The 17,961-nt window shown below is 61.7% G+C and carries 19 protein-coding genes; 2 read left to right on the forward strand and 17 right to left on the reverse strand.

The features are described from left to right. Window positions 1-20: 20 nt before the first annotated feature. Entirely contained in the window at window positions 21-488 is a 468-nt protein-coding gene (locus DK871_RS07525) for a FlxA-like family protein (protein ID WP_161904556.1), read from the forward strand. Here the strand turns inward: DK871_RS07525 and hemN are convergent, their stop codons facing one another. The 16 genes from hemN to ccoN (DK871_RS07605) form a co-directional block, all read right to left on the reverse strand. Further along, window positions 489-1,871 (reverse strand): oxygen-independent coproporphyrinogen III oxidase, encoded by a 1,383-nt coding sequence (gene hemN, locus DK871_RS07530; protein WP_161904557.1) that lies wholly within the window; start codon window positions 1,869-1,871, stop codon window positions 489-491. A 103-nt stretch (window positions 1,872-1,974) separates the two neighbouring features. Then, entirely contained in the window at window positions 1,975-2,658 is a 684-nt protein-coding gene (locus DK871_RS07535) for a sulfite exporter TauE/SafE family protein (protein ID WP_161904558.1), read from the reverse strand. Beyond that, the gene (gene ccoS / locus DK871_RS07540) at window positions 2,651-2,863 is read right to left on the reverse strand and encodes a cbb3-type cytochrome oxidase assembly protein CcoS (RefSeq protein WP_161904559.1); all 213 of its coding nucleotides are present in this window, start codon (window positions 2,861-2,863) and stop codon (window positions 2,651-2,653) included. Before ccoS ends, DK871_RS07535 begins: the two co-directional genes overlap by 8 nt. Before the next feature lie 22 nt (window positions 2,864-2,885). Next, window positions 2,886-5,330 carry a heavy metal translocating P-type ATPase gene (locus DK871_RS07545; protein ID WP_161904560.1) on the reverse strand — a complete coding sequence of 815 codons (2,445 nt, stop codon included), beginning with the start codon at window positions 5,328-5,330 and terminating at the stop codon, window positions 2,886-2,888. Between the two features lie 100 nt (window positions 5,331-5,430). Next, window positions 5,431-5,970, reverse strand: a complete 540-nt coding sequence (locus tag DK871_RS07550; protein WP_014719446.1) for a FixH family protein — start codon at window positions 5,968-5,970, stop codon at window positions 5,431-5,433. A 14-nt stretch (window positions 5,971-5,984) separates the two neighbouring features. Continuing rightward, window positions 5,985-7,388, reverse strand: a complete 1,404-nt coding sequence (ccoG, locus tag DK871_RS07555; RefSeq protein WP_161904561.1) for a cytochrome c oxidase accessory protein CcoG — start codon at window positions 7,386-7,388, stop codon at window positions 5,985-5,987. A gap of 207 nt (window positions 7,389-7,595) precedes the next feature. Beyond that, the gene (locus DK871_RS07560) at window positions 7,596-8,006 is read right to left on the reverse strand and encodes a type II toxin-antitoxin system VapC family toxin (RefSeq protein ID WP_073527185.1); all 411 of its coding nucleotides are present in this window, start codon (window positions 8,004-8,006) and stop codon (window positions 7,596-7,598) included. Continuing rightward, window positions 8,006-8,260 carry a type II toxin-antitoxin system Phd/YefM family antitoxin gene (locus tag DK871_RS07565; protein WP_034128400.1) on the reverse strand — a complete coding sequence of 85 codons (255 nt, stop codon included), beginning with the start codon at window positions 8,258-8,260 and terminating at the stop codon, window positions 8,006-8,008. The genes DK871_RS07560 and DK871_RS07565 overlap by 1 nt, the downstream gene beginning before the upstream one ends. A 170-nt stretch (window positions 8,261-8,430) precedes the next feature. Beyond that, a complete protein-coding gene (gene ccoP, locus DK871_RS07570) occupies window positions 8,431-9,408 on the reverse strand; it encodes a cytochrome-c oxidase, cbb3-type subunit III (RefSeq protein ID WP_003193173.1) in 978 nt (325 codons plus the stop codon). Then, window positions 9,405-9,590: a cbb3-type cytochrome c oxidase subunit 3 gene (locus DK871_RS07575; protein WP_161904562.1), complete on the reverse strand. Its 186-nt coding sequence runs from the start codon at window positions 9,588-9,590 to the stop codon at window positions 9,405-9,407. The genes ccoP (DK871_RS07570) and DK871_RS07575 overlap by 4 nt, the downstream gene beginning before the upstream one ends. 5 nt (window positions 9,591-9,595) lie before the next feature. Then, on the reverse strand, window positions 9,596-10,204 hold the full coding sequence (ccoO, locus tag DK871_RS07580) for a cytochrome-c oxidase, cbb3-type subunit II (protein WP_003193167.1): 609 nt from the start codon (window positions 10,202-10,204) through the stop codon (window positions 9,596-9,598). Continuing rightward, window positions 10,204-11,646 carry a cytochrome-c oxidase, cbb3-type subunit I gene (gene ccoN, locus DK871_RS07585; protein WP_161904563.1) on the reverse strand — a complete coding sequence of 481 codons (1,443 nt, stop codon included), beginning with the start codon at window positions 11,644-11,646 and terminating at the stop codon, window positions 10,204-10,206. The genes ccoO (DK871_RS07580) and ccoN (DK871_RS07585) overlap by 1 nt, the downstream gene beginning before the upstream one ends. 462 nt (window positions 11,647-12,108) lie before the next feature. Continuing rightward, entirely contained in the window at window positions 12,109-13,056 is a 948-nt protein-coding gene (ccoP, locus tag DK871_RS07590) for a cytochrome-c oxidase, cbb3-type subunit III (protein WP_161904564.1), read from the reverse strand. Further along, window positions 13,053-13,253, reverse strand: a complete 201-nt coding sequence (locus DK871_RS07595; protein WP_003193161.1) for a cbb3-type cytochrome c oxidase subunit 3 — start codon at window positions 13,251-13,253, stop codon at window positions 13,053-13,055. Before DK871_RS07595 ends, ccoP (DK871_RS07590) begins: the two co-directional genes overlap by 4 nt. Window positions 13,254-13,256: 3 nt before the next feature. Continuing rightward, window positions 13,257-13,865 carry a cytochrome-c oxidase, cbb3-type subunit II gene (gene ccoO, locus DK871_RS07600; protein ID WP_003193159.1) on the reverse strand — a complete coding sequence of 203 codons (609 nt, stop codon included), beginning with the start codon at window positions 13,863-13,865 and terminating at the stop codon, window positions 13,257-13,259. 10 nt (window positions 13,866-13,875) lie between these two features. Continuing rightward, window positions 13,876-15,300, reverse strand: a complete 1,425-nt coding sequence (ccoN, locus tag DK871_RS07605) for a cytochrome-c oxidase, cbb3-type subunit I (protein ID WP_003193158.1) — start codon at window positions 15,298-15,300, stop codon at window positions 13,876-13,878. A 79-nt stretch (window positions 15,301-15,379) separates the two neighbouring features. Here ccoN (DK871_RS07605) and DK871_RS07610 point away from each other — a divergent pair, with 79 nt between their 5' ends. After that, on the forward strand, window positions 15,380-16,072 hold the full coding sequence (locus tag DK871_RS07610) for an alpha/beta family hydrolase (protein ID WP_256677393.1): 693 nt from the start codon (window positions 15,380-15,382) through the stop codon (window positions 16,070-16,072). Between the two features lie 77 nt (window positions 16,073-16,149). Here DK871_RS07610 and DK871_RS07615 read toward each other — a convergent pair whose 3' ends face one another. Continuing rightward, entirely contained in the window at window positions 16,150-17,715 is a 1,566-nt protein-coding gene (locus DK871_RS07615) for a PAS domain-containing methyl-accepting chemotaxis protein (protein WP_161904565.1), read from the reverse strand. Window positions 17,716-17,961: the final 246 nt, after the last annotated feature.

Here is a 17,961-nt window from a genome sequence, read left to right on the forward strand (position 1 = left end):
CTTTAGACGGAGCTTGGATCATGTCTGTTATAGCTGCCTACAACCCGGCTATCCGCGTCCCTGTTGTGCCTGACGCAAATCCGGTTACTGCGCTCAAGGACGAAGGTCCTGCCCCTGAAAAGTCCGCTGAAACCAAGGTCGTGGAAGGTGTGACGGTGACTATTTCCGCTGCGGCATTCAAAGCCGCAGGGGCTGTGCAGAGCAGCAATGCAGATATCGATGACAGTGGCCTGGAGGACAATGTCAAACAGGTATTGAAAATGATCCGTCAATTGAAACAACAGATCGCCGAAAAACAGGCCGAACTGGCGGCGTTGGCCGCGGACAATAATCTTTCCCCTGAAGAGGCGCGTGCCAGGACCAGCGCGCTGCAGAGTGAAATCAGCTCGCTGCAGGCTGGCCTGATGTCGGCTCAGACATCGCTGGCCAAGGCGATGAAAGGCATGAGTGCCGAGGACTCGATGAAAGCTGCCTCTCTGTCGATGTAATCAAATTACCCGCGAAAACCGCTGCCTGTTCTGGTGCTCCAGGTAGGCATCGAACACCATGCACACCGAGCGCACCAGCAAGCGCCCGGCCGGCAGCACGCGAATGCCATGGGCGTCGAGTTCGATCAAGCCATCGTCAGCCATTGTTTCCAACTGTGGCCATAACTCGGCGAAATAGCCGCGAAAATCGATGTTGTACGCCTGTTCGATCCCCTCGAATGCCAGGCTGAAATTGCAGATCAACTGCTGGATCACGTCCCGGCGCAAGCGATCATCCGTGGTGCAGACCAAACCGCGGCTGGTCGCCAGTTGCGCGCCCGCCAAGGCATTCTGATACTGGTTCAGGTCACTGCTGTTCTGGCAATACAGGTCGCCGATCTGGCTGATCGCCGACACCCCCAGCCCAATCAGGTCGCAGTGCCCGTGGGTGGTGTAACCCTGGAAATTGCGCTGCAGCGTGCCTTCTTCCTGGGCCACCGCCAGTTCGTCGTCCGGCAGCGCAAAGTGGTCCATGCCGATGTAGCGGTAACCGGCCTGGGTCAGTTGTTCGATGGTGGTTTGCAGCATCAGCAGTTTTTCTGCCGGCGAGGGCAGGTCGTCGGTGTTGATCCGCCGTTGGGGCATGAAGCGTTCCGGCAGGTGCGCGTAATTGAACACGGACAGGCGGTCAGGCTGCAGGCGGATGACTTCTTCCACGGTGCGCGCAAAGTTCAACGGCGATTGCTTGGGCAGGCCGTAGATCAGGTCGATATTGATCGAGCGAAATTGCAAGGTGCGCGCTGCATCGATCACGGCGCGGGTTTCTTCCAGGCTTTGCAGGCGATTGACCGCCCGTTGCACCTCGGGGTCGAGGTCTTGCAACCCAATGCTCACGCGGTTGAAGCCCAGTTCGCGTAGCAGGCCCATGGTGGCCCAGTCGGCTTCGCGCGGGTCGATTTCGATGCCGTAGTCGCCCGAATCGTCATCCAGCAAATTGAAATGCTGGCGCAGGCATTTCATCACCTGGCGCAGTTCATCGTGGCTGAGAAAGGTTGGCGTACCGCCGCCCAAATGCAGTTGCTCCACGGGCTGCTGCGGGTCGAGGTGGCAGGCCACCAATTGGATTTCCTGCTCCAGGCGCTGCAGGTAGGCCTGGGCGCGGCCACGGTCCTTGGTGATCACCTTGTTGCACGCGCAGTAGTAGCAAATGTTGGCGCAGAAAGGCACATGCACATACAGCGACAGTGGCCGCACGGCCTTGCGGCTGTCACGCAGGGCGTGGAGCAGGTCGAAGGTGCCGACCTGGCTGTCAAATTGTACGGCGGTGGGGTAGGACGTGTAGCGCGGCCCCGCCAAGTCGTAGCGGTGAATCAGATCTGTGTCCCAACGAATGGCGTCGAGCATGCGGGCGGTCCCCCGGATTGGCTAGTGGGCCGAGTCTAGGGGCAGGGCGGTGCGGGCATCTTGATTTGCATCAACGGGGAGCGGCGCTATGCCACAGGGCCTGTTAATGCCCCATTAGCCAGTGCTGATGGGGGCCGGGCAAGGTCCAGAGGCCGAAAATCATCACCAGCACGCCGCCGGCCACCCGCACGCTGCGCTTTCGCAACAACGCAGTCACGCGTTCGGCGGCCAGCCCGGTGGCCAACAGCACCGGCCAGGTGCCCAGCCCGAACGCCAGCATCAGCAAGGCACTGTCCAGCGCATTGCCCTGGCTCGCCGCCCATAGCAGGCTGCTGTAGACGAGCCCGCACGGCAGCCATCCCCACAGCGCGCCCAGCAGCAAGGCTCGCGGCAGGCTGGACACCGGCAGCAAACGGTTGGCCACCGGCTGCAGATGCCGCCACAGGCCACGCCCCAGGCTCTCGATACGGGTGAGGCCGCTCCACCAGCCGGCCAGGTACAGGCCCATGCAGATCAGCAGCACCCCGGCCAGCACACGCATAAACATCGCCGCCGGGCTGTTGGCCACCGCCCAGCCGGCCAGGCCGATCAATAAACCGGCCGTGGCATAGCTGAGGATGCGCCCCAGGTTGTACGCCAACAGCAGGCGAAAACGGCGGCTGCGTTGTTCCTTGGGGATCGCCAGGGTCAGCGCGCCCATCAGGCCGCCGCACATGCCCAGGCAATGGCCGCCGCCGAGCAGGCCGAGGATCAGCGCCGAGACCAGCAAGGGCGCCAGCTCAAGCATGAGGGGGCTCTTTGGGCGCTTGCTCGGGCCTGTTGGCTTCGTCGATGGCGGCCAGGTGGTTCGGGTCCTGGTCGTCGAACAGCACGCTGTGGGCCGGGCCATCGAGGTCTTCGTATTGGCCGCTGTCCACGGCCCAGAAGAAGATGTAGATGGCCACACCCACTAACAGCAGTGCCGCCGGAATCATCACATAGAGAGCTGGCATCTGTACTCCATGCCCGCGCGGCTCAGGCCGGCAGCGGGCGGGTTACTGGGGCGGTACCCGGGGCTTGCGCACTCGGCAGGCGAGTGAGGCGCAACGCGTTGAGCACCACGGTCAACGAACTGAGGGACATGCCGATCGCCGCCCAGATTGGAGTGATCCAACCCAGGGCGGCAAACGGCAGCATAAGCCCATTGTACAATCCGGCCCACAACAGGTTCTCGATGATCACTCGGCGAGTACGCCGCGCCAGGCTGAAGGCCTGTACCAGCGCATCCAGGCGGTTGGACAACAGCACCGCATCGGCGCTGGTTTTCGCCAGGTCCGTGGCCGAGCCCATCGCCACGCTGATATCAGCGGCGGCCAGCACCGGTACATCATTGACCCCATCGCCCAGCATCAGCACTTTGCGACCTTCCTTGTGCAGGGTTTGCAGCACCTGCAGCTTGTCGTCAGGGCGCAGGCTGCCGTGGGCTTCGTCGATACCCAGCTCAGAGGCGACACTGGCCACCATCGGCGAACTGTCGCCGGAAAGCAGCAGCGTGCGCCAGCCCCGCGCCTTGCATGCGGCGAGCAAGGCGGGTGCGTCGCTGCGCAGACGGTCATCCAGTACGAACCAGGCCAGCGCTCCGCTGCGGTCCCCCAGCAGCAGCCATTGCCCGGCTTCGTCCGGTGAGGCGGGAATCGCGCAGTCGCTGAGTTCACAGACAAAACCCGGTTGGCCGATGCGCAGCAGACGTTCGCCCACGCGACCTTCCAGGCCCAGGCCTGGCGTGCTCAACACTTCATCGGCGGCCAGCGGCGCACGGCCGAAGGCACGGGCAATCGGGTGTTCGGAGCGGTTCTCCAGGGCGGCGGCCAGGCCCAGGCATTGGTCGCTGTCCAGCGTGCCCAGGGGGCGGATGGCGCGCAACGCCAGGCGCCCTTCGGTGAGGGTGCCGGTCTTGTCGAAAATCACCGTATCAATCTGGTTCAGGCCCTCGAGCACATGGCCGCGGGTCAGCAACAGGCCAAGACTGTGCAAGGTGCCGGTGGCGGCGGTGAGGGCGGTGGGAGTGGCCAGGGACAGCGCGCACGGGCAGGTCGCCACCAGCATCGCCAGCACAATCCAGAACGCCCGCGACGGGTCCAGCTCCCACCACAGCAGGCCGATCAGTGCGGCGGCGATCAGCGAGCACAACAAGAACCACTGCGCAGCGCGGTCGGCGATCTGCGCCAGGCGCGGCTTCTCGGCCTGGGCGCGCTCCAGCAGGCGCACGATGGCGGACAAGCGCGTGTCATGCCCCAGGGCGCGCACTTGGACGGTGAGCGCGCCTTCGACATTCAGCGTGCCGGCCGTGACGTTGTCACCCGTGCGCCGAGGTTGCGGCAGGTACTCGCCGGTCAGCAGGGATTCATCGATGCTGGATTGGCCGTCGAGAATCACGCCATCCGCCGGCAGCACCGAACCGGGATGCACCAGCACCCGATCACCCAGCGCCAATTCGCTGAGCAGGATGCGCTCGCTCTGGCCATCGTCTTTGAGTCGTAGGCAGGAGGCGGGCAACAGGTTGACCAGTTGGGCGGTGGCTGCGGCGGTGCGTTCCCGGGCGCGGCGCTCAAGGTAGCGCCCGGCCAGCAGGAACAGGGCAAACATGCCCACGGCATCGAAATACAACTCGCCCACGCCAGTGATCGCGGTCCAGATGCCGGCCAGGTACGCGCCGCCAATCGCCAGGGACACCGAGACGTCCATGGTCAGGTGGCGTGTGCGCAGGTCACGCAGGGCGCCTTTGAAGAAGGGCGCGCAGCTGTAGAACACGATGGGCGTGGTCAGAAACATCGCCAGCCAGCGCAGGATGACGTGCAATTCCGGGCTCAGGTCGATATTGAATTCCGGCCAGGTGGCCATGGTTGCCATCATGGCCTGGAACCACAGTAGCCCAGCGACCCCCAGCTGTCGCAGGGCCAGGCGATTCTCGCTGGCCAATTGTTCGGCGGCGCGGTCGGCCTGGTAAGGGTGGGCGGCGTAACCGATATGGCGCAGCTCGCTGAGCAGTTGGCTCAACGGCAATTGCCCATCGGCCCAGCGCACGTGCAGGCGATGGTTGGAGAGGTTCAGTCGCGCTTCGGCCACGGCAGGCAGGCTGCGCAGGTGTTTCTCGATCAACCAGCCGCAGGCGGCGCAACTGATGCCTTCCATCAGCAGGGTGGTTTCGGCCAGGTCGCCTTGATGGCGCACAAAGGGTTTTTGTACATCGGCGCGGTCGTACAGCGCCAGTTCGTCCACCAACTGCACGGGCAGCGCCTCGGGGTTGGCCGAGGCTTCGCTGCGGTGTTGGTAATAGCTTTCCAGCCCGCCGGCCACTATCGCCTCGGCCACGGCCTGGCAGCCCGGGCAGCAGAGTTCACGGCGCTCGCCCAGGATCTGGGCGGTGAACCGGCTGCCGGAGGGGACGGGTAGGGCGCAGTGGTAGCAGGGGGTGGTCATGGTTCGAGGTCTTTGGTGGCTGGGAGGGCCTCTTCGCGGGCAAGCCCGCTCCCACAGGGTATCGAGCGGGCTTGCTCGCGAAGCGCGGAGCGCAGGCTGTTTATTTTTTCAGGTCTTCAGCGCCCTGCAACGGTTCGTCACCCAGCAGCAAGTCCTTGTCGTGGCTGACCTCTTCTTCTTCGAACAGGCGCCAGGTGTTGCCGCCTTCCACGCCAAGCAGTTCCACGAAACGGCGACCTTCGACCTTGTCGGTGACCTGGCCGATGTAGCGGCCGGGCTCGCTGTCGCTGCGGGTGAGGTTGATCTTGCGATCCTTCTCTGGCTGGGTCGGGGAGATCAGGTTCAGCTCCAGGGTATTTGGATTGCTGTAGCCAGTCAGTTGCAGCTCGACCTCGCCGGTCAGTTCATCCAGGTGCAGCTTGCCGCGCAGTTGCAGGGTCTGGGCCAGGCGCTCGCGGTCCAGGGAACGGTTGATGCCCTTGCCGGCCTCGTAGTAGTTGTCGTTGACCAGGTTGTCCGGGTTGTTAACTGCGATGGTCACCATGGACAAGGTCAGGGTCACCGAACAGGCCAGAATCGCGATGATGATCCAGGGCCAGAGGTGCTTGTACCAAGGGCTGGCGGCAGTAGTTGCGGGCATGCGTATGTTCCCTGTTAACGGACTTGTGGGCCGATGAATCGGCTCTTGGCTTCAATATGGACGCTGGTGTCATCGGCGTCTTCGAGGATGAAGGTCACCTCGTTGGTGCTCGACGGCAACTGCTCCGGCGCACTCGACAACTCCACTGGCATGCTGACGATATCGCCGGCGGCCACTTTGATTTCGCGCCGGCCTTGCAGTTTGAGGTCGGGTAGGCCAGCGGCGTCGAGCACGTAGGTGTGGTCGCGCTGGTCTTTGTTCATGATCTTCAGGCTGTAGACGTTTTCGATGCGTCCTTCGGCGTTCTCGCGATACAGCACGCGGTCCTTGCTGACGTCGAAACCCACCAGCGAGCGCATGAAGAAGGCGGCCACCAACAGGCTGATCATCGCCAGCAACACCAGGGCGTAACCGATCAGGCGCGGGCGCAGCTTATGGGTTTTCTGCCCCGACAGGTTGTGTTCGGTGGTGTAGCTGATCAGGCCGCGTGGGTACTCCATCTTGTCCATGATGTTGTCGCAGGCATCGATACAGGCGGCGCAGCCGATGCATTCGATTTGCAGCCCGTCGCGGATATCGATACCGGTAGGGCACACCTGCACGCACATCGTGCAGTCGATGCAATCGCCCAGGCCTTGGGCCTTGTAGTCGGTACCCTTTTTACGTGGCCCACGCACTTCGCCACGGCGCGGGTCGTAGGACACGATCAAGGTGTCCTTGTCGAACATCACGCTCTGGAAGCGTGCATAGGGGCACATGTAGATACACACCTGCTCGCGCAGCCAGCCTGCGTTGCCGTAGGTGGCGAGGGTGAAGAAACCCACCCAGAAATACGACCAGCCATCGGCCTGGCCAGTGAAGAAATCGAATACCAGTTCGCGGATCGGCGAGAAGTAGCCGACGAAGGTGATGCCGGTGGCAAAGCCGATCAGCAGCCACAGGCTGTGCTTGCTGAACTTGCGCAGGAACTTGTTGGCGCTCATCGGCGCCTTGTCGAGCTTGATGCGCTGGTTGCGGTCGCCTTCGGTGACCTTTTCACACCACATGAAGATCCAGGTCCACACGCTTTGCGGGCAGGTATAGCCGCACCACACGCGCCCGGCGTACACGGTGATAAAGAACAGGCCAAATGCCGCCACAATGAGAATGCCCGACAGCAGGATGAAATCCTGGGGCCAGAACGTTGCACCGAAAATAAAGAACTTACGCTCCGGCAGGTTCCACCATACCGCCTGGTGACCGCCCCAGTTCAGCCACACGGTGCCGAAGTAGAGCAGGAACAGAGCGGCACCACCGAGCATGCGCAGGTTGCGGAATAAACCGGTGAAGGCGCGGGTATAAATCTTCTCACGCGAAGCGTAGAGGTCGACGGTCTTGGCAGGCGGGGTAACGTCATGTACCGGTATCTGGTCGCTCATCATTGCATCCCACGGCGGTGGAGATTTGCCTCGGCCAGTACGTGCCAACCGGGGTCAAATTAAGGGTGTTGCAGTGGCCTAATGATACGCCCCCGATGGTGCGCAAAGGGTGCGACCTTTGGTCGCGTTGGGGGAAATCAATTGATGGTGTACGTGACCTGGATCAATTGACTTGGCAAGTATGGACGGTTTTTATCGGTAAGCCGGTCATTCGTCCCATGGATTGATCAGTGCAACGCCGCTGGATTTGAAGTCGCTGATGTTACGCGTGACGACGGTAAGCCCATGAACCAGCGCGGTCGCGGCAATCAATGAATCGCTTTCGTTGGCTCGGTCGGGTACATGCAAGTGCGCGCAACGCAACGCGACTGCTGCATCGACGGGCAGGATTCTGGCATCAAAGGCGGGCATCACATGACGCTTGAGCCAGGCTCTCAACACTTTCCCCTGCGCCGGGTCTCGCCGCTCAATGCGCAGGACTCCGGTTTCCAATTCCTTCAGCGTGATCGCCGAAATAAACATACGTGGGGCTACCACACTTTTTGCCCATGCCACGACATTTGCATCAGCCTGAGGTTTACGCAGTTCAGAGATCACATTCGTGTCGAGTAGATACATCAAGAAAAGTCCACGGGTCGATGAATGATCACGGCACGTTCGGTTTCGAAGTCGATATCGGCCGCTTCCGGCATCACCAACAGGTCAACGATGTCGGCATTCAGACCTGTCAGCTTCTGGTAGTCCTCAATGCTTAGCAGTACATGGGCAGGCTTGCCGCGATCAGTGATAAAAACCGGCCCTTTACGGGCGGCTTTTTTGGCACCACTTGTGTCTTGGTTGAATTCGCGGCTGGAAATGGTCGTGATGGTCATGGGGTAGGTCCCCCTTCGCTGGGCTGAATGTAGTTACGTTACTACCTGGCGAGTGCGCGCGGCAAGGTTGAGGCTACGAACGGTAGATTTGGCTTTGAAAGGTTCGGAGCTAGAACAAAAAAGCCCCGCCAGCATTCGCTGCGCGGGGCTCCATTATTGATTCAGAGGTCTTACTGCTCCTCAGCCTTCTTATCCCCATGAGACAAGCTATACACATACGCCGCAAGCAAATGCACCTTGTCATTGCCCTGCAACTGCTCCTGCGCCGGCATCTGGCCCTGGCGGCCATAACGGATGGTCTGCTGCAGTTGCGCGAAGCTTGAACCGTAGATGAACGCACCCGGATGCGTCAGGTCGGGCGCGCCCATGGCTGGGGTGCCTTTACCGGCCGGGCCGTGGCAGGCCACGCAGTTGGCGGCGAAGAGTTTCTCACCGTTGGCCACATCGGCCTTGGCGCCTTCCGGCAGTTTGCGGCCGTCGAGGTTGGTCACCACAAAGGCTGCTACGTCGGCTACGCCCTGCTCGCCGATGACTTCAGCCCAGCCTGGCATCACCGCGTGCCGGCCCTTCATGATGGTTTCCTTGATGGTGTTGGGTTCGCCACCCCAGCGCCAGTCGGCGTCGGTCAGGTTGGGGAAGCCGTAGGCGCCCTTGGCGTCGGAGCCATGGCACACCGAGCAGTTGGAGGCAAACAGGCGGCCGCCCATCTTCAAGGCTTGTGGGTCCTTGGCGACTTCTTCAATCGGCATCGACGCGAACTTGGCGAAGATCGGCCCGAACTTGGCTTCCGACCTGGCCATTTCCTTTTCCCATTCGTGCACGCCGGTCCAGCCGGTCTGGCCGTTGGCGAAGGGGGTTTGCTTGTCGTTGTCGAGGTAGTTGTAGCCTGGCAGCAGGCCCTTCCAGTTGCCCAGGCCTGGGTAGAGCACCAGGTAACCAAGGGCGAAGACGATGGTGCCGACAAACAGCATGAACCACCACTTGGGCAGCGGGTTGTCGTACTCCTCGATGCCGTCGAACGAGTGGCCGACGGTCTCGTCCGTCTGCTCGGTGCGCTGGCCCTTGCGGGTCGACAGCAGCAGCCAGGTCAGGGCGAAGATGGTACCCAGACTGAGGACTGTGACGTACAGACTCCAGAACGTAGTCATTCTTTGTTACTCCTAGAAGCTTGCTCGACGTGCTTGATGGCCTCGGGGTCATCTGCGAAGGGCAACAGGGTCGCGTCGTCAAACTCCGACTTGCGCCGTGGGCTGAACACCCACAACGCCAGGCCGATAAAGGCCACCATCACCACAACGGTGCCCAGGCCACGAATCATCCCGATATCCATGAAGGTCACCGTTTGCTTTTGATGATGGTGCCAAGGCCTTGCAGGTAGGCCACCAATGCGTCCATTTCGGTCTTGCCCTTCACGGCGGCGGCCGCACCGGCGATGTCTTCGTCGGTGTACGGCACGCCCAGGGTGCGCAAGACTTCCATCTTCTTCGCGGTGTCCTTGCCGTCGAGCTTGTTTTCCACGAGGAACGGGTACGCCGGCATTTTCGACTCCGGCACAACGTTGCGCGGGTTGTACAGGTGCGCACGCTGCCAGTCATCGGAGTAACGCCCGCCCACACGGGCCAGGTCCGGGCCGGTACGCTTGGAACCCCACAGGAACGGGTGGTCCCACACGCTTTCACCGGCGACCGAGTAGTGGCCGTAGCGTTCGGTTTCGGCGCGGAAGGGGCGGATCATCTGCGAGTGGCAGCCCACGCAACCGTTGGCGATGTAGACGTCGCGGCCTTCCAGTTCAAGGGCGGTGCGTGGCTTCATGCCTTCGACCGGCTTGTTGGTCACGTCCTGGAAAAACAGCGGGACGATTTGGGTCAGGCCGCCGATGCTCACGGCGATAACCATGAAGAAGGCCAGCAGGCCGATGTTCTTCTCGACTACTTCATGCTTCATCAGTGAGCTCCCACAACGGCGATCTTGGTGGCGGCTTCGGCTTCAACAGGGTCGCTGGCACGCACGGTGCGCCAGACGTTGTAGGCCATCAACAGCATGCCGCTGGCAAAGAACGCACCGCCCAGGGCACGTACGATAAAGCCCGGGTGGCTGGCTTGCAGCGCTTCGACGAAGGAGTAGGTGAGGGTGCCGTCATCGTTGATCGCACGCCACATCAAGCCCTGGGTGATGCCGTTGACCCACATCGAGGCGATGTAGAGCACGGTGCCGATAGTGGCCAGCCAGAAGTGCGCATTGATCAGCCCGACGCTGTGCATCTGCACGCGGCCGAACAGTTTGGGGATCATGTGGTACAGCGCGCCGATGGAGATCATCGCGACCCAGCCCAGCGCCCCGGCGTGTACGTGGCCGATGGTCCAGTCGGTGTAGTGGGACAGCGAGTTGACGGTCTTGATCGCCATCATCGGCCCTTCGAAGGTCGACATGCCGTAGAACGCCAGGGACACCACCAAAAACCGCAGGATCGGGTCGGTGCGCAGCTTATGCCAGGCGCCCGAGAGGGTCATCATGCCGTTGATCATGCCGCCCCAGCTTGGTGCCAGCAGGATGATCGACATCGCCATGCCCAGAGACTGTGCCCAATCCGGCAAAGCGGTGTAGTGCAAGTGGTGAGGGCCGGCCCAGATGTACAGGGTGATCAGCGCCCAGAAGTGCACGATGGACAGGCGATACGAGTAGATCGGACGCTCGGCCTGCTTGGGCACGAAGTAGTACATCATCCCCAGGAAACCGGTGGTGAGGAAGAAGCCTACGGCGTTGTGGCCGTACCACCACTGGATCATCGCGTCCGTTGCGCCGGAATAGGCCGAATAGGACTTGAACAGGTTCACCGGCAGGGAGGCGTGGTTGACGATGTGCAACATCGCCGTGACCACGATAAAGGCGCCGTAGAACCAGTTGCCCACGTAGATGTGCTTGGTCTTGCGCTTGACGATGGTGCCGAAGAACACCAGGCCGTAGGTCACCCACACGATTGCAAGCAAAATGGCGATCGGCCATTCCAGCTCGGCGTATTCCTTGGTGGTGGTGTAGCCCAGGGGCAGGCTGATGATGGCGCCGACGATGACCGCCTGCCAGCCCCAGAAGGTGAAGGCGGCAAGGCCATCGGAGATCAGTCGCGTCTGGCAGGTGCGCTGCACGACATAGTAGGAGGTGGCAAACAGTGCACATCCGCCGAAGGCGAAGATCACCAGGTTGGTGTGCAGCGGGCGCAGGCGGCCGAAGGTCGTCCAGGGCAGGTCGAAATTCAATTGCGGCCAAACCAGTTGCGAGGCGATGAACACCCCGAGCCCCATGCCAAGGATCCCCCAGACCACCGTCATGATGGCGAACTGGCGGACTACCTTATAGTTATAAGCAGTCGGACTGATTGCTGTGCTCATTCTAAGGTTCCACGGTTTAGGTTTTTTTATAGGTAAAATCGGTCGCAAGTATGTAGAAAGCGAGGGGCCATTGCAACGCAATGGCTGACCTGGATCAATGCGTTCCACGCCAGATTCTGCGCCCTTTCCATGTTTGGCGTAGGGACAAAATCAAAAATAGAAAGCTGATCAAGTGGACAAGAAATTTCAGGGGCGCAACGGCTACCGTCGCGTAGGCCAGGAATGGTCCACTGTGGGAACAAGCGTAGACCCGAATAGGAGGAGGGGAAAGGTGGGCTTGGAAGGGGTGCGACACTTGGTCGCGCAAATGAAAACAACACCGCATCCCTGTAGGAGCGAGCTTGCTCGCGAAGAACTCCAGAGCGCCGCGTTTATGCTGGATAAGCGTGGTGCCCTCAGGTGCTTCGCGAGCAAGCTCGCTCCTACAGTGAAACGGGTTGCCGCCCCGGGTCGGGGCAGCGGTTACTCGGTCGCGCTGTCTGGCGTTGCACCTTCAGCGTTGTGGGACAGGCTGTACACGTAAGCTGCCAGCAGGTGCACCTTGTCATTGCCTTGCAGCACGTCCTGGGCCGGCATCTGGCCCTGGCGGCCATGGCGGATGGTCTGCTGCAACTGCGCCAGGCTGGTGCCGTAGATAAAGCCTGCTGGCTCGGTCAGGTTGGGCGCGCCCATGGCTTCCACACCGTGGCCTTGCGGGCCGTGGCAGGCGACGCAGGTGGTGTTGAACGCGGCTTGCCCTGCTGCCAGGTCTGCGGTGCTGTCAGCAGGCAACGGCAGCTTGGCCAGGTCGTGGCGCACGTAAGCGGCGACGTTCTTCACCCCGTCTTCGCCCAGCACTTCACCCCAGGCCGGCATCGCCGCGTGGCGACCGTTCAGGATGGTGGCCTTGATGGCCTCAGCCGAACCGCCCCAGCGCCAGTTGTTGTCGGCCAGATTCGGGAAGCCATAGGCGCCCTTGGCGTCCGAGCCGTGGCACACCGCACAGTTGGAGGCGAACAGGCGCCCGCCCATTTTCAACGCTTGCGGGTCCTTGGCGACTTCTTCCACCGGCATGGCCGCGAACTTGGCGAAGATCGGCCCGAACCTGGCGTCGGCCTTGGCCATTTCCTTGTCCCATTCCTTGGTCTGGGTCCAGCCGTCTTCATAGCCCGGTAGTACGCCTTTCCAGTTGCCCAGGCCCGGGTAGAGGATCAGGTAGCCGACGGCAAACACCAGGGTGCCGGCGAACAACATGAACCACCACTGGGGCAGCGGGTTGTCGTATTCCTCGATACCGTCGAAGGCGTGGCCCATGGTCTGGTCGACGCTGCCCTTAGTCTCGCCCTTGCGGGTGCCGACCAACAGCCAGGTCAGCCCGATCAGGCTGCCCAGGGTCAATACGCAGATCCATGTACTCCAGAACGTAGTCATGGCCGAGTGCTCCTTGTGGCTGGCTCTGCTTGAGCGTCGGGTGGGGAAGGTTCATCGGCAAACGGCAGCAGGCGGGCCTGCTCGAATTCCGCATTGCGGCGGTTGTTGAACACCCACAGCGACAGGCCGATAAAGGCGATGGCGACCACCAACGTGCCCAGGCCGCGGATGGTGCCCGCATCGAATTCAAATCCCATGGCTCACCTCTTGCTCTTGATGGCAGTGCCGAGCACTTGCAGGTAGGAAACCAGCGCGTCCATCTCGGTCTTGCCCTTGAGGCTGGCGACCGCGCCATTGATGTCGTCGTCGGTGTATGGCACGCCGAGGGTGCGCATCACCTTCAGCTTGGTCTCGGTGTGGCTGCTGTCGACGGCGGCGGTGACCAGCCAGGGGTAGGCCGGCATTTTCGACTCCGGCACCACGTTGCGCGGGTTGTACAAGTGCGCGCGGTGCCAGTCGTCCGAGTAGCGTGCGCCGACGCGGGCCAGGTCCGGCCCGGTACGCTTGGAACCCCACAGGAACGGGTGGTCCCATACGCTTTCGCCGGCTACCGAGTAGTGGCCGTAGCGCTCGGTCTCGGCGCGGAACGGGCGGATCATCTGCGAGTGGCACTGTACGCAGCCTTCGCGGATGTAAATGTCGCGGCCTTCCAGTTGCAGCGCGGTGTAGGGCTTCATGCCTTCGACCGGCTTGTTGGTCACGTCCTGGAAGAACAACGGGACGATCTGGGTCAGGCCACCGATGCTCACGGCGAGCACCATCAGCAGCATCAACAGGCCGACGTTCTTTTCAATCGTTTCGTGTTTCATCATCGACTCCTCAGGCCATCTGCGCGGCAGCGGTGACTTCGGCAGGTTGCGCCGAACGCACGGTGCGCCATGTGTTGTAAGCCATCAGGAACATGCCGCTGAGGAAGATCGCACCGCCCACCAGACGCACGATGAAGCCTGGGTGGCTGGCCACCAGGGTTTCGACGAAGGAGTAGGTGAGGGTGCCGTCTTCGTTGACCGCACGCCACATCAGGCCCTGGGCGATGCCGTTGACCCACATCGAGGCGATGTAGAGCACGGTGCCGATGGTAGCCAGCCAGAAGTGCGCATTGATCAGGCCGAGGCTGTACATCTGCTCGCGACCGAAGATTTTCGGGATCATGTGATACAGCGCGCCGATGGAGATCATCGCCACCCAGCCCAGCGCGCCGGCGTGTACGTGGCCGATGGTCCAGTCGGTGTAGTGGGAGAGGGCGTTGACGGTCTTGATCGCCATCATCGGGCCTTCGAAGGTCGACATGCCGTAGAACGCCAGGGAGACCACCAAAAAGCGCAGGATCGGGTCGCTGCGCAGCTTATGCCAGGCACCCGAGAGGGTCATCATGCCGTTGATCATGCCGCCCCAGCTCGGTGCCAGCAGCACCAGCGACATCACCATGCCCAGGGACTGTGCCCAGTCCGGCAGGGCGGTGTAGTGCAAGTGGTGCGGGCCGGCCCAGATGTACAGGGTGATCAGCGCCCAGAAGTGCACGATGGACAAGCGATACGAATACACCGGGCGTTCGGCCTGCTTGGGCACGAAGTAGTACATCATGCCGAGGAAGCCCGCAGTGAGGAAAAAGCCTACTGCGTTATGCCCATACCACCACTGCACCATGGCATCCGTCGCACCGCCGTACAGCGAGTAGGACTTGGTCAGGCTGACCGGGATTTCCAGGTTATTGACGATATGCAAAATGGCCACGGTGATGATGAACGCACCGAAGAACCAGTTGCCCACATAGATGTGCTTGGTCTTGCGTTTCATGATCGTGCCGAAGAACACGATGGCGTAGGCGACCCAGACAATGGTGATCAGGATGTCGATCGGCCATTCCAGCTCGGCGTATTCCTTGGAGCTGGTGTAGCCCAGTGGCAGGCTGATCGCGGCCAGCAGGATCACAAGCTGCCAGCCCCAGAAGCAGAACGCGGCGACTTTCGGCGCGAACAGCTGCGTCTGGCAGGTGCGTTGCACCGAGTAAAAGGAGCTGGCGAACAGCGCACAGCCACCGAACGCGAAGATCACCGCGTTGGTGTGCAAAGGGCGCAGGCGGCCGAAGCTGGTCCAAGGCAAATCGAAGTTGAGCGCAGGCCAAACCAATTGGGCGGCGAGAAAAACCCCGAGCCCCATGCCGACGATGCCCCACACCACCGTCATAATGGCGAATTGGCGGACCACCTTGTAGTTATAGGCGGTACTTAAAGTAGTGTTCATGGTTCCCCATCCACGGTTCAACCCAAGCAAGTGCGGCACTTGGGCTGGAGTTATAGGCAGACTAAAAAGCGAGGCAAGCATGGGCAAAGAGCACAAGGCCAGTATTGACGGGGATCAATGGGCGCAGTGTGTACGGGAACATGGCTGGTTGTGGGATGTCGCCACGGGCACGACTGCGGGTGAGCCGGTCACGCTGATCCTGGCCCATGGCGCCGGCGCACCGATGGACTCGGCATTCATGAACGACATGGCTGCACGCCTTGCCGCGCATGGCGTGAACGTGTTGCGCTTCGAGTTTCCGTACATGGCCCAGCGCCGTGTGGACGGCGGTAAGCGCCCGCCGAATCCGGCGCCGAAACTGCTGGAGGCGTGGCGTGAGGTGTATGCCCAGGTGCGACGTCATGTCGCTGGGAAACTGGCGATTGGCGGCAAGTCCATGGGTGGGCGCATGGCCAGTTTGTTGGCGGATGAACTGGGCGCCGATGGGTTGGTGTGCCTGGGGTATCCGTTTTATGCGGTGGGTAAGCCGGAGAAACCCCGGGTGGAGCATTTGGCCGGATTGAAGACGCCAACGTTGATTGTGCAGGGCGAGCGTGATGCCTTGGGCAATCGGGCGGCGGTGGAAGGTTATGACTTGTCAGAGCGTATCGAGGTGATGTGGCTGGTGGCGGGGGATCATGACTTGAAGCCGTTGAAGGCTTCGGGGTTCAGCCATGAGCAGCATCTGGAGGCGGCGGCGGTGCAGGTGGCTGAGTTTCTCAGTGCCTGTTAGGGCCCTATCGGGGGCAAGCCCCCTCCCACATTGGAAATACCGTCCAGTGTGGGAGCTGGCTTGCCTGCGATAGCGGTTTATCGGTTAAAACGCTCCACCAGCGAGTACTGGGTATTGGCGGTATGAGTCAGCTCTTCACTCAACTGCGCCGAGTTCATCGCCTGCTCCGAGGTCTGGTCCGCCAACAGCGCAATGGTGCTGATGTTGCGGCTGATCTCCTCGGCCACCGCACTTTGCTCTTCGGTAGCCGCGGCAATCTGGGTGGTCATGTCGGTGATATTGGCCACCGCCTCACTGATGCCCACCAAGGCCTGGTCCGCTTCCATCACCCGCGCTACACCTTCTTCAGCCTGGCGGTGCCCGGCGTCCATGGTTTGCACGGCCGCGCTGGCGGTTTGCTGCAGCTTGGCGATCAGGGTATGGATCTGCCCGGTGGATTCAGCCGTACGCTGTGCCAGTTGGCGCACTTCATCGGCTACCACCGCGAAGCCACGGCCCATCTCACCGGCCCGCGCGGCTTCGATGGCGGCGTTAAGGGCCAGCAGGTTGGTCTGGTCGGCGATGCCTTTGATCACATCGACTACGCCGCCGATTTCATCGCTGTCCTTGGCCAGTTGCGTGACGGTCACGCCAGTCTCCCCAACGGCTGCCGAAAGACGCTGAATCGCCTCGCGGGTTTCCCCAGCGATATCGCGGCCGCGCCCGGTCAGGCGGTTGGCTTCCTGGGTGGCGTCGGCGGTGCGCTGCACGTGGCTGGCCACTTCTTGGGTGGTCGCCGCCATCTGGTTCACCGCAGTGGCCACCTGTTCGGTTTCCACGCGCTGGCGTTCCAGGCCGCTTGAGCTGTTGTGCGCCAGGGTGTTGGACTGCGCGGCCTGGTCGTTGAGGTGCTCGGCGGTGTCTTGCAGGCGGGTAAGACAGGTCTTCAGACGCGCTTCCTGGCTGAGGATCGACATTTCCAGGCGCGCTTGTGCGCCACGGCTGTCGGTGTACATCTGCGCGATCAACGGGTCGGACGTGGTCTGTTCGGCCAGGCGCAGCAAACGCTTGAGGCCGCGCTGCTGCCAGCTCAGGCCCAGCAGGCCCAACGGCACCGACAGCGCCGCTGCCAGGGCAAAGCCCCATTGGGAGGTGAGGGTGGCGCCGATCATGAAGCTCAGCTGGCTGACCAGGATAAACGGCAGCCAGTCCTGCAGCACCGGCAGCCACTTGTCCCGCTGGGGAACGGCCGACTTGCCCTGGTTGATGCGTTGATAGAGCGCCTCGGCCCGGCGGATCTGCTCGGCGGTGGGCTTGATGCGCACCGATTCGTAGCCGACCACCTGATTGCCGTCGAAGACCGGCGTCACATAGGCGTTAACCCAATAGTGGTCACCGGTCTTGCAGCGATTCTTGACAATGCCCATCCATGGCAAGCCTTGTTTGAGCGTGGACCACATATGCGCGAACACGGCCGGCGGCACATCCGGGTGACGCACCAGGTTGTGTGGGGCGCGGATCAGTTCTTCACGGGTGAACCCACTGATTTCGACAAAGGCGTCGTTGCAGTAGGTAATCACACCCTTGGCATCTGTGGTGGAGATCAACCGTTGCTGAGCGGGGAAGGTACGTTCGCGCTGGGTAACGGGTTGGTTATTACGCATGATTGTTCAATCCGCAAGGCTTTCAGGGGGTATCGGCCATGCAGGGCATTTATTTAACTTATTTTTGCAACAATCCTGGGAACGGCGTTGCCCCTGTAGGAACGAGCTTGCTCGCGAAGTACTCAAGGGCAACGCGTTCATTCAGGATGCCCGCGTTAGCGTTGGAGTCCTTCGCGAGCAAGCTCGCTCCTATGTATGGACTCGCCCCCACTGTCAACCCGCTTTTCAAACAATGGTACCCGGTTG

Origin of the sequence: Pseudomonas sp. L13, assembly GCF_009935965.1 — a bacterium.
Taxonomy (GTDB): domain Bacteria; phylum Pseudomonadota; class Gammaproteobacteria; order Pseudomonadales; family Pseudomonadaceae; genus Aquipseudomonas; species Aquipseudomonas lactis.

Excerpts from the sequence above, each read along its gene's own strand:
- DK871_RS07525 (WP_161904556.1), top strand. The coding sequence starts at position 21 with ATGTCTGTTATAGCTGCCTACAACCCGGCTATCCGCGTCCCTGTTGTG.
- hemN (WP_161904557.1), bottom strand. The coding sequence starts at position 1,871 with ATGCTCGACGCCATTCGTTGGGACACAGATCTGATTCACCGCTACGAC.
- DK871_RS07535 (WP_161904558.1), bottom strand. The coding sequence starts at position 2,658 with ATGCTTGAGCTGGCGCCCTTGCTGGTCTCGGCGCTGATCCTCGGCCTG.
- ccoS (WP_161904559.1), bottom strand. The coding sequence starts at position 2,863 with ATGCCAGCTCTCTATGTGATGATTCCGGCGGCACTGCTGTTAGTGGGT.
- DK871_RS07545 (WP_161904560.1), bottom strand. The coding sequence starts at position 5,330 with ATGACCACCCCCTGCTACCACTGCGCCCTACCCGTCCCCTCCGGCAGC.
- DK871_RS07550 (WP_014719446.1), bottom strand. The coding sequence starts at position 5,970 with ATGCCCGCAACTACTGCCGCCAGCCCTTGGTACAAGCACCTCTGGCCC.
- ccoG (WP_161904561.1), bottom strand. The coding sequence starts at position 7,388 with ATGAGCGACCAGATACCGGTACATGACGTTACCCCGCCTGCCAAGACC.
- DK871_RS07560 (WP_073527185.1), bottom strand. The coding sequence starts at position 8,006 with ATGTATCTACTCGACACGAATGTGATCTCTGAACTGCGTAAACCTCAG.
- DK871_RS07565 (WP_034128400.1), bottom strand. The coding sequence starts at position 8,260 with ATGACCATCACGACCATTTCCAGCCGCGAATTCAACCAAGACACAAGT.
- ccoP (WP_003193173.1), bottom strand. The coding sequence starts at position 9,408 with ATGACTACGTTCTGGAGTCTGTACGTCACAGTCCTCAGTCTGGGTACC.
- DK871_RS07575 (WP_161904562.1), bottom strand. The coding sequence starts at position 9,590 with ATGGATATCGGGATGATTCGTGGCCTGGGCACCGTTGTGGTGATGGTG.
- ccoO (WP_003193167.1), bottom strand. The coding sequence starts at position 10,204 with ATGAAGCATGAAGTAGTCGAGAAGAACATCGGCCTGCTGGCCTTCTTC.
- ccoN (WP_161904563.1), bottom strand. The coding sequence starts at position 11,646 with ATGAGCACAGCAATCAGTCCGACTGCTTATAACTATAAGGTAGTCCGC.
- ccoP (WP_161904564.1), bottom strand. The coding sequence starts at position 13,056 with ATGACTACGTTCTGGAGTACATGGATCTGCGTATTGACCCTGGGCAGC.
- DK871_RS07595 (WP_003193161.1), bottom strand. The coding sequence starts at position 13,253 with ATGGGATTTGAATTCGATGCGGGCACCATCCGCGGCCTGGGCACGTTG.
- ccoO (WP_003193159.1), bottom strand. The coding sequence starts at position 13,865 with ATGAAACACGAAACGATTGAAAAGAACGTCGGCCTGTTGATGCTGCTG.
- ccoN (WP_003193158.1), bottom strand. The coding sequence starts at position 15,300 with ATGAACACTACTTTAAGTACCGCCTATAACTACAAGGTGGTCCGCCAA.
- DK871_RS07610 (WP_256677393.1), top strand. The coding sequence starts at position 15,380 with ATGGGCAAAGAGCACAAGGCCAGTATTGACGGGGATCAATGGGCGCAG.
- DK871_RS07615 (WP_161904565.1), bottom strand. The coding sequence starts at position 17,715 with ATGCGTAATAACCAACCCGTTACCCAGCGCGAACGTACCTTCCCCGCT.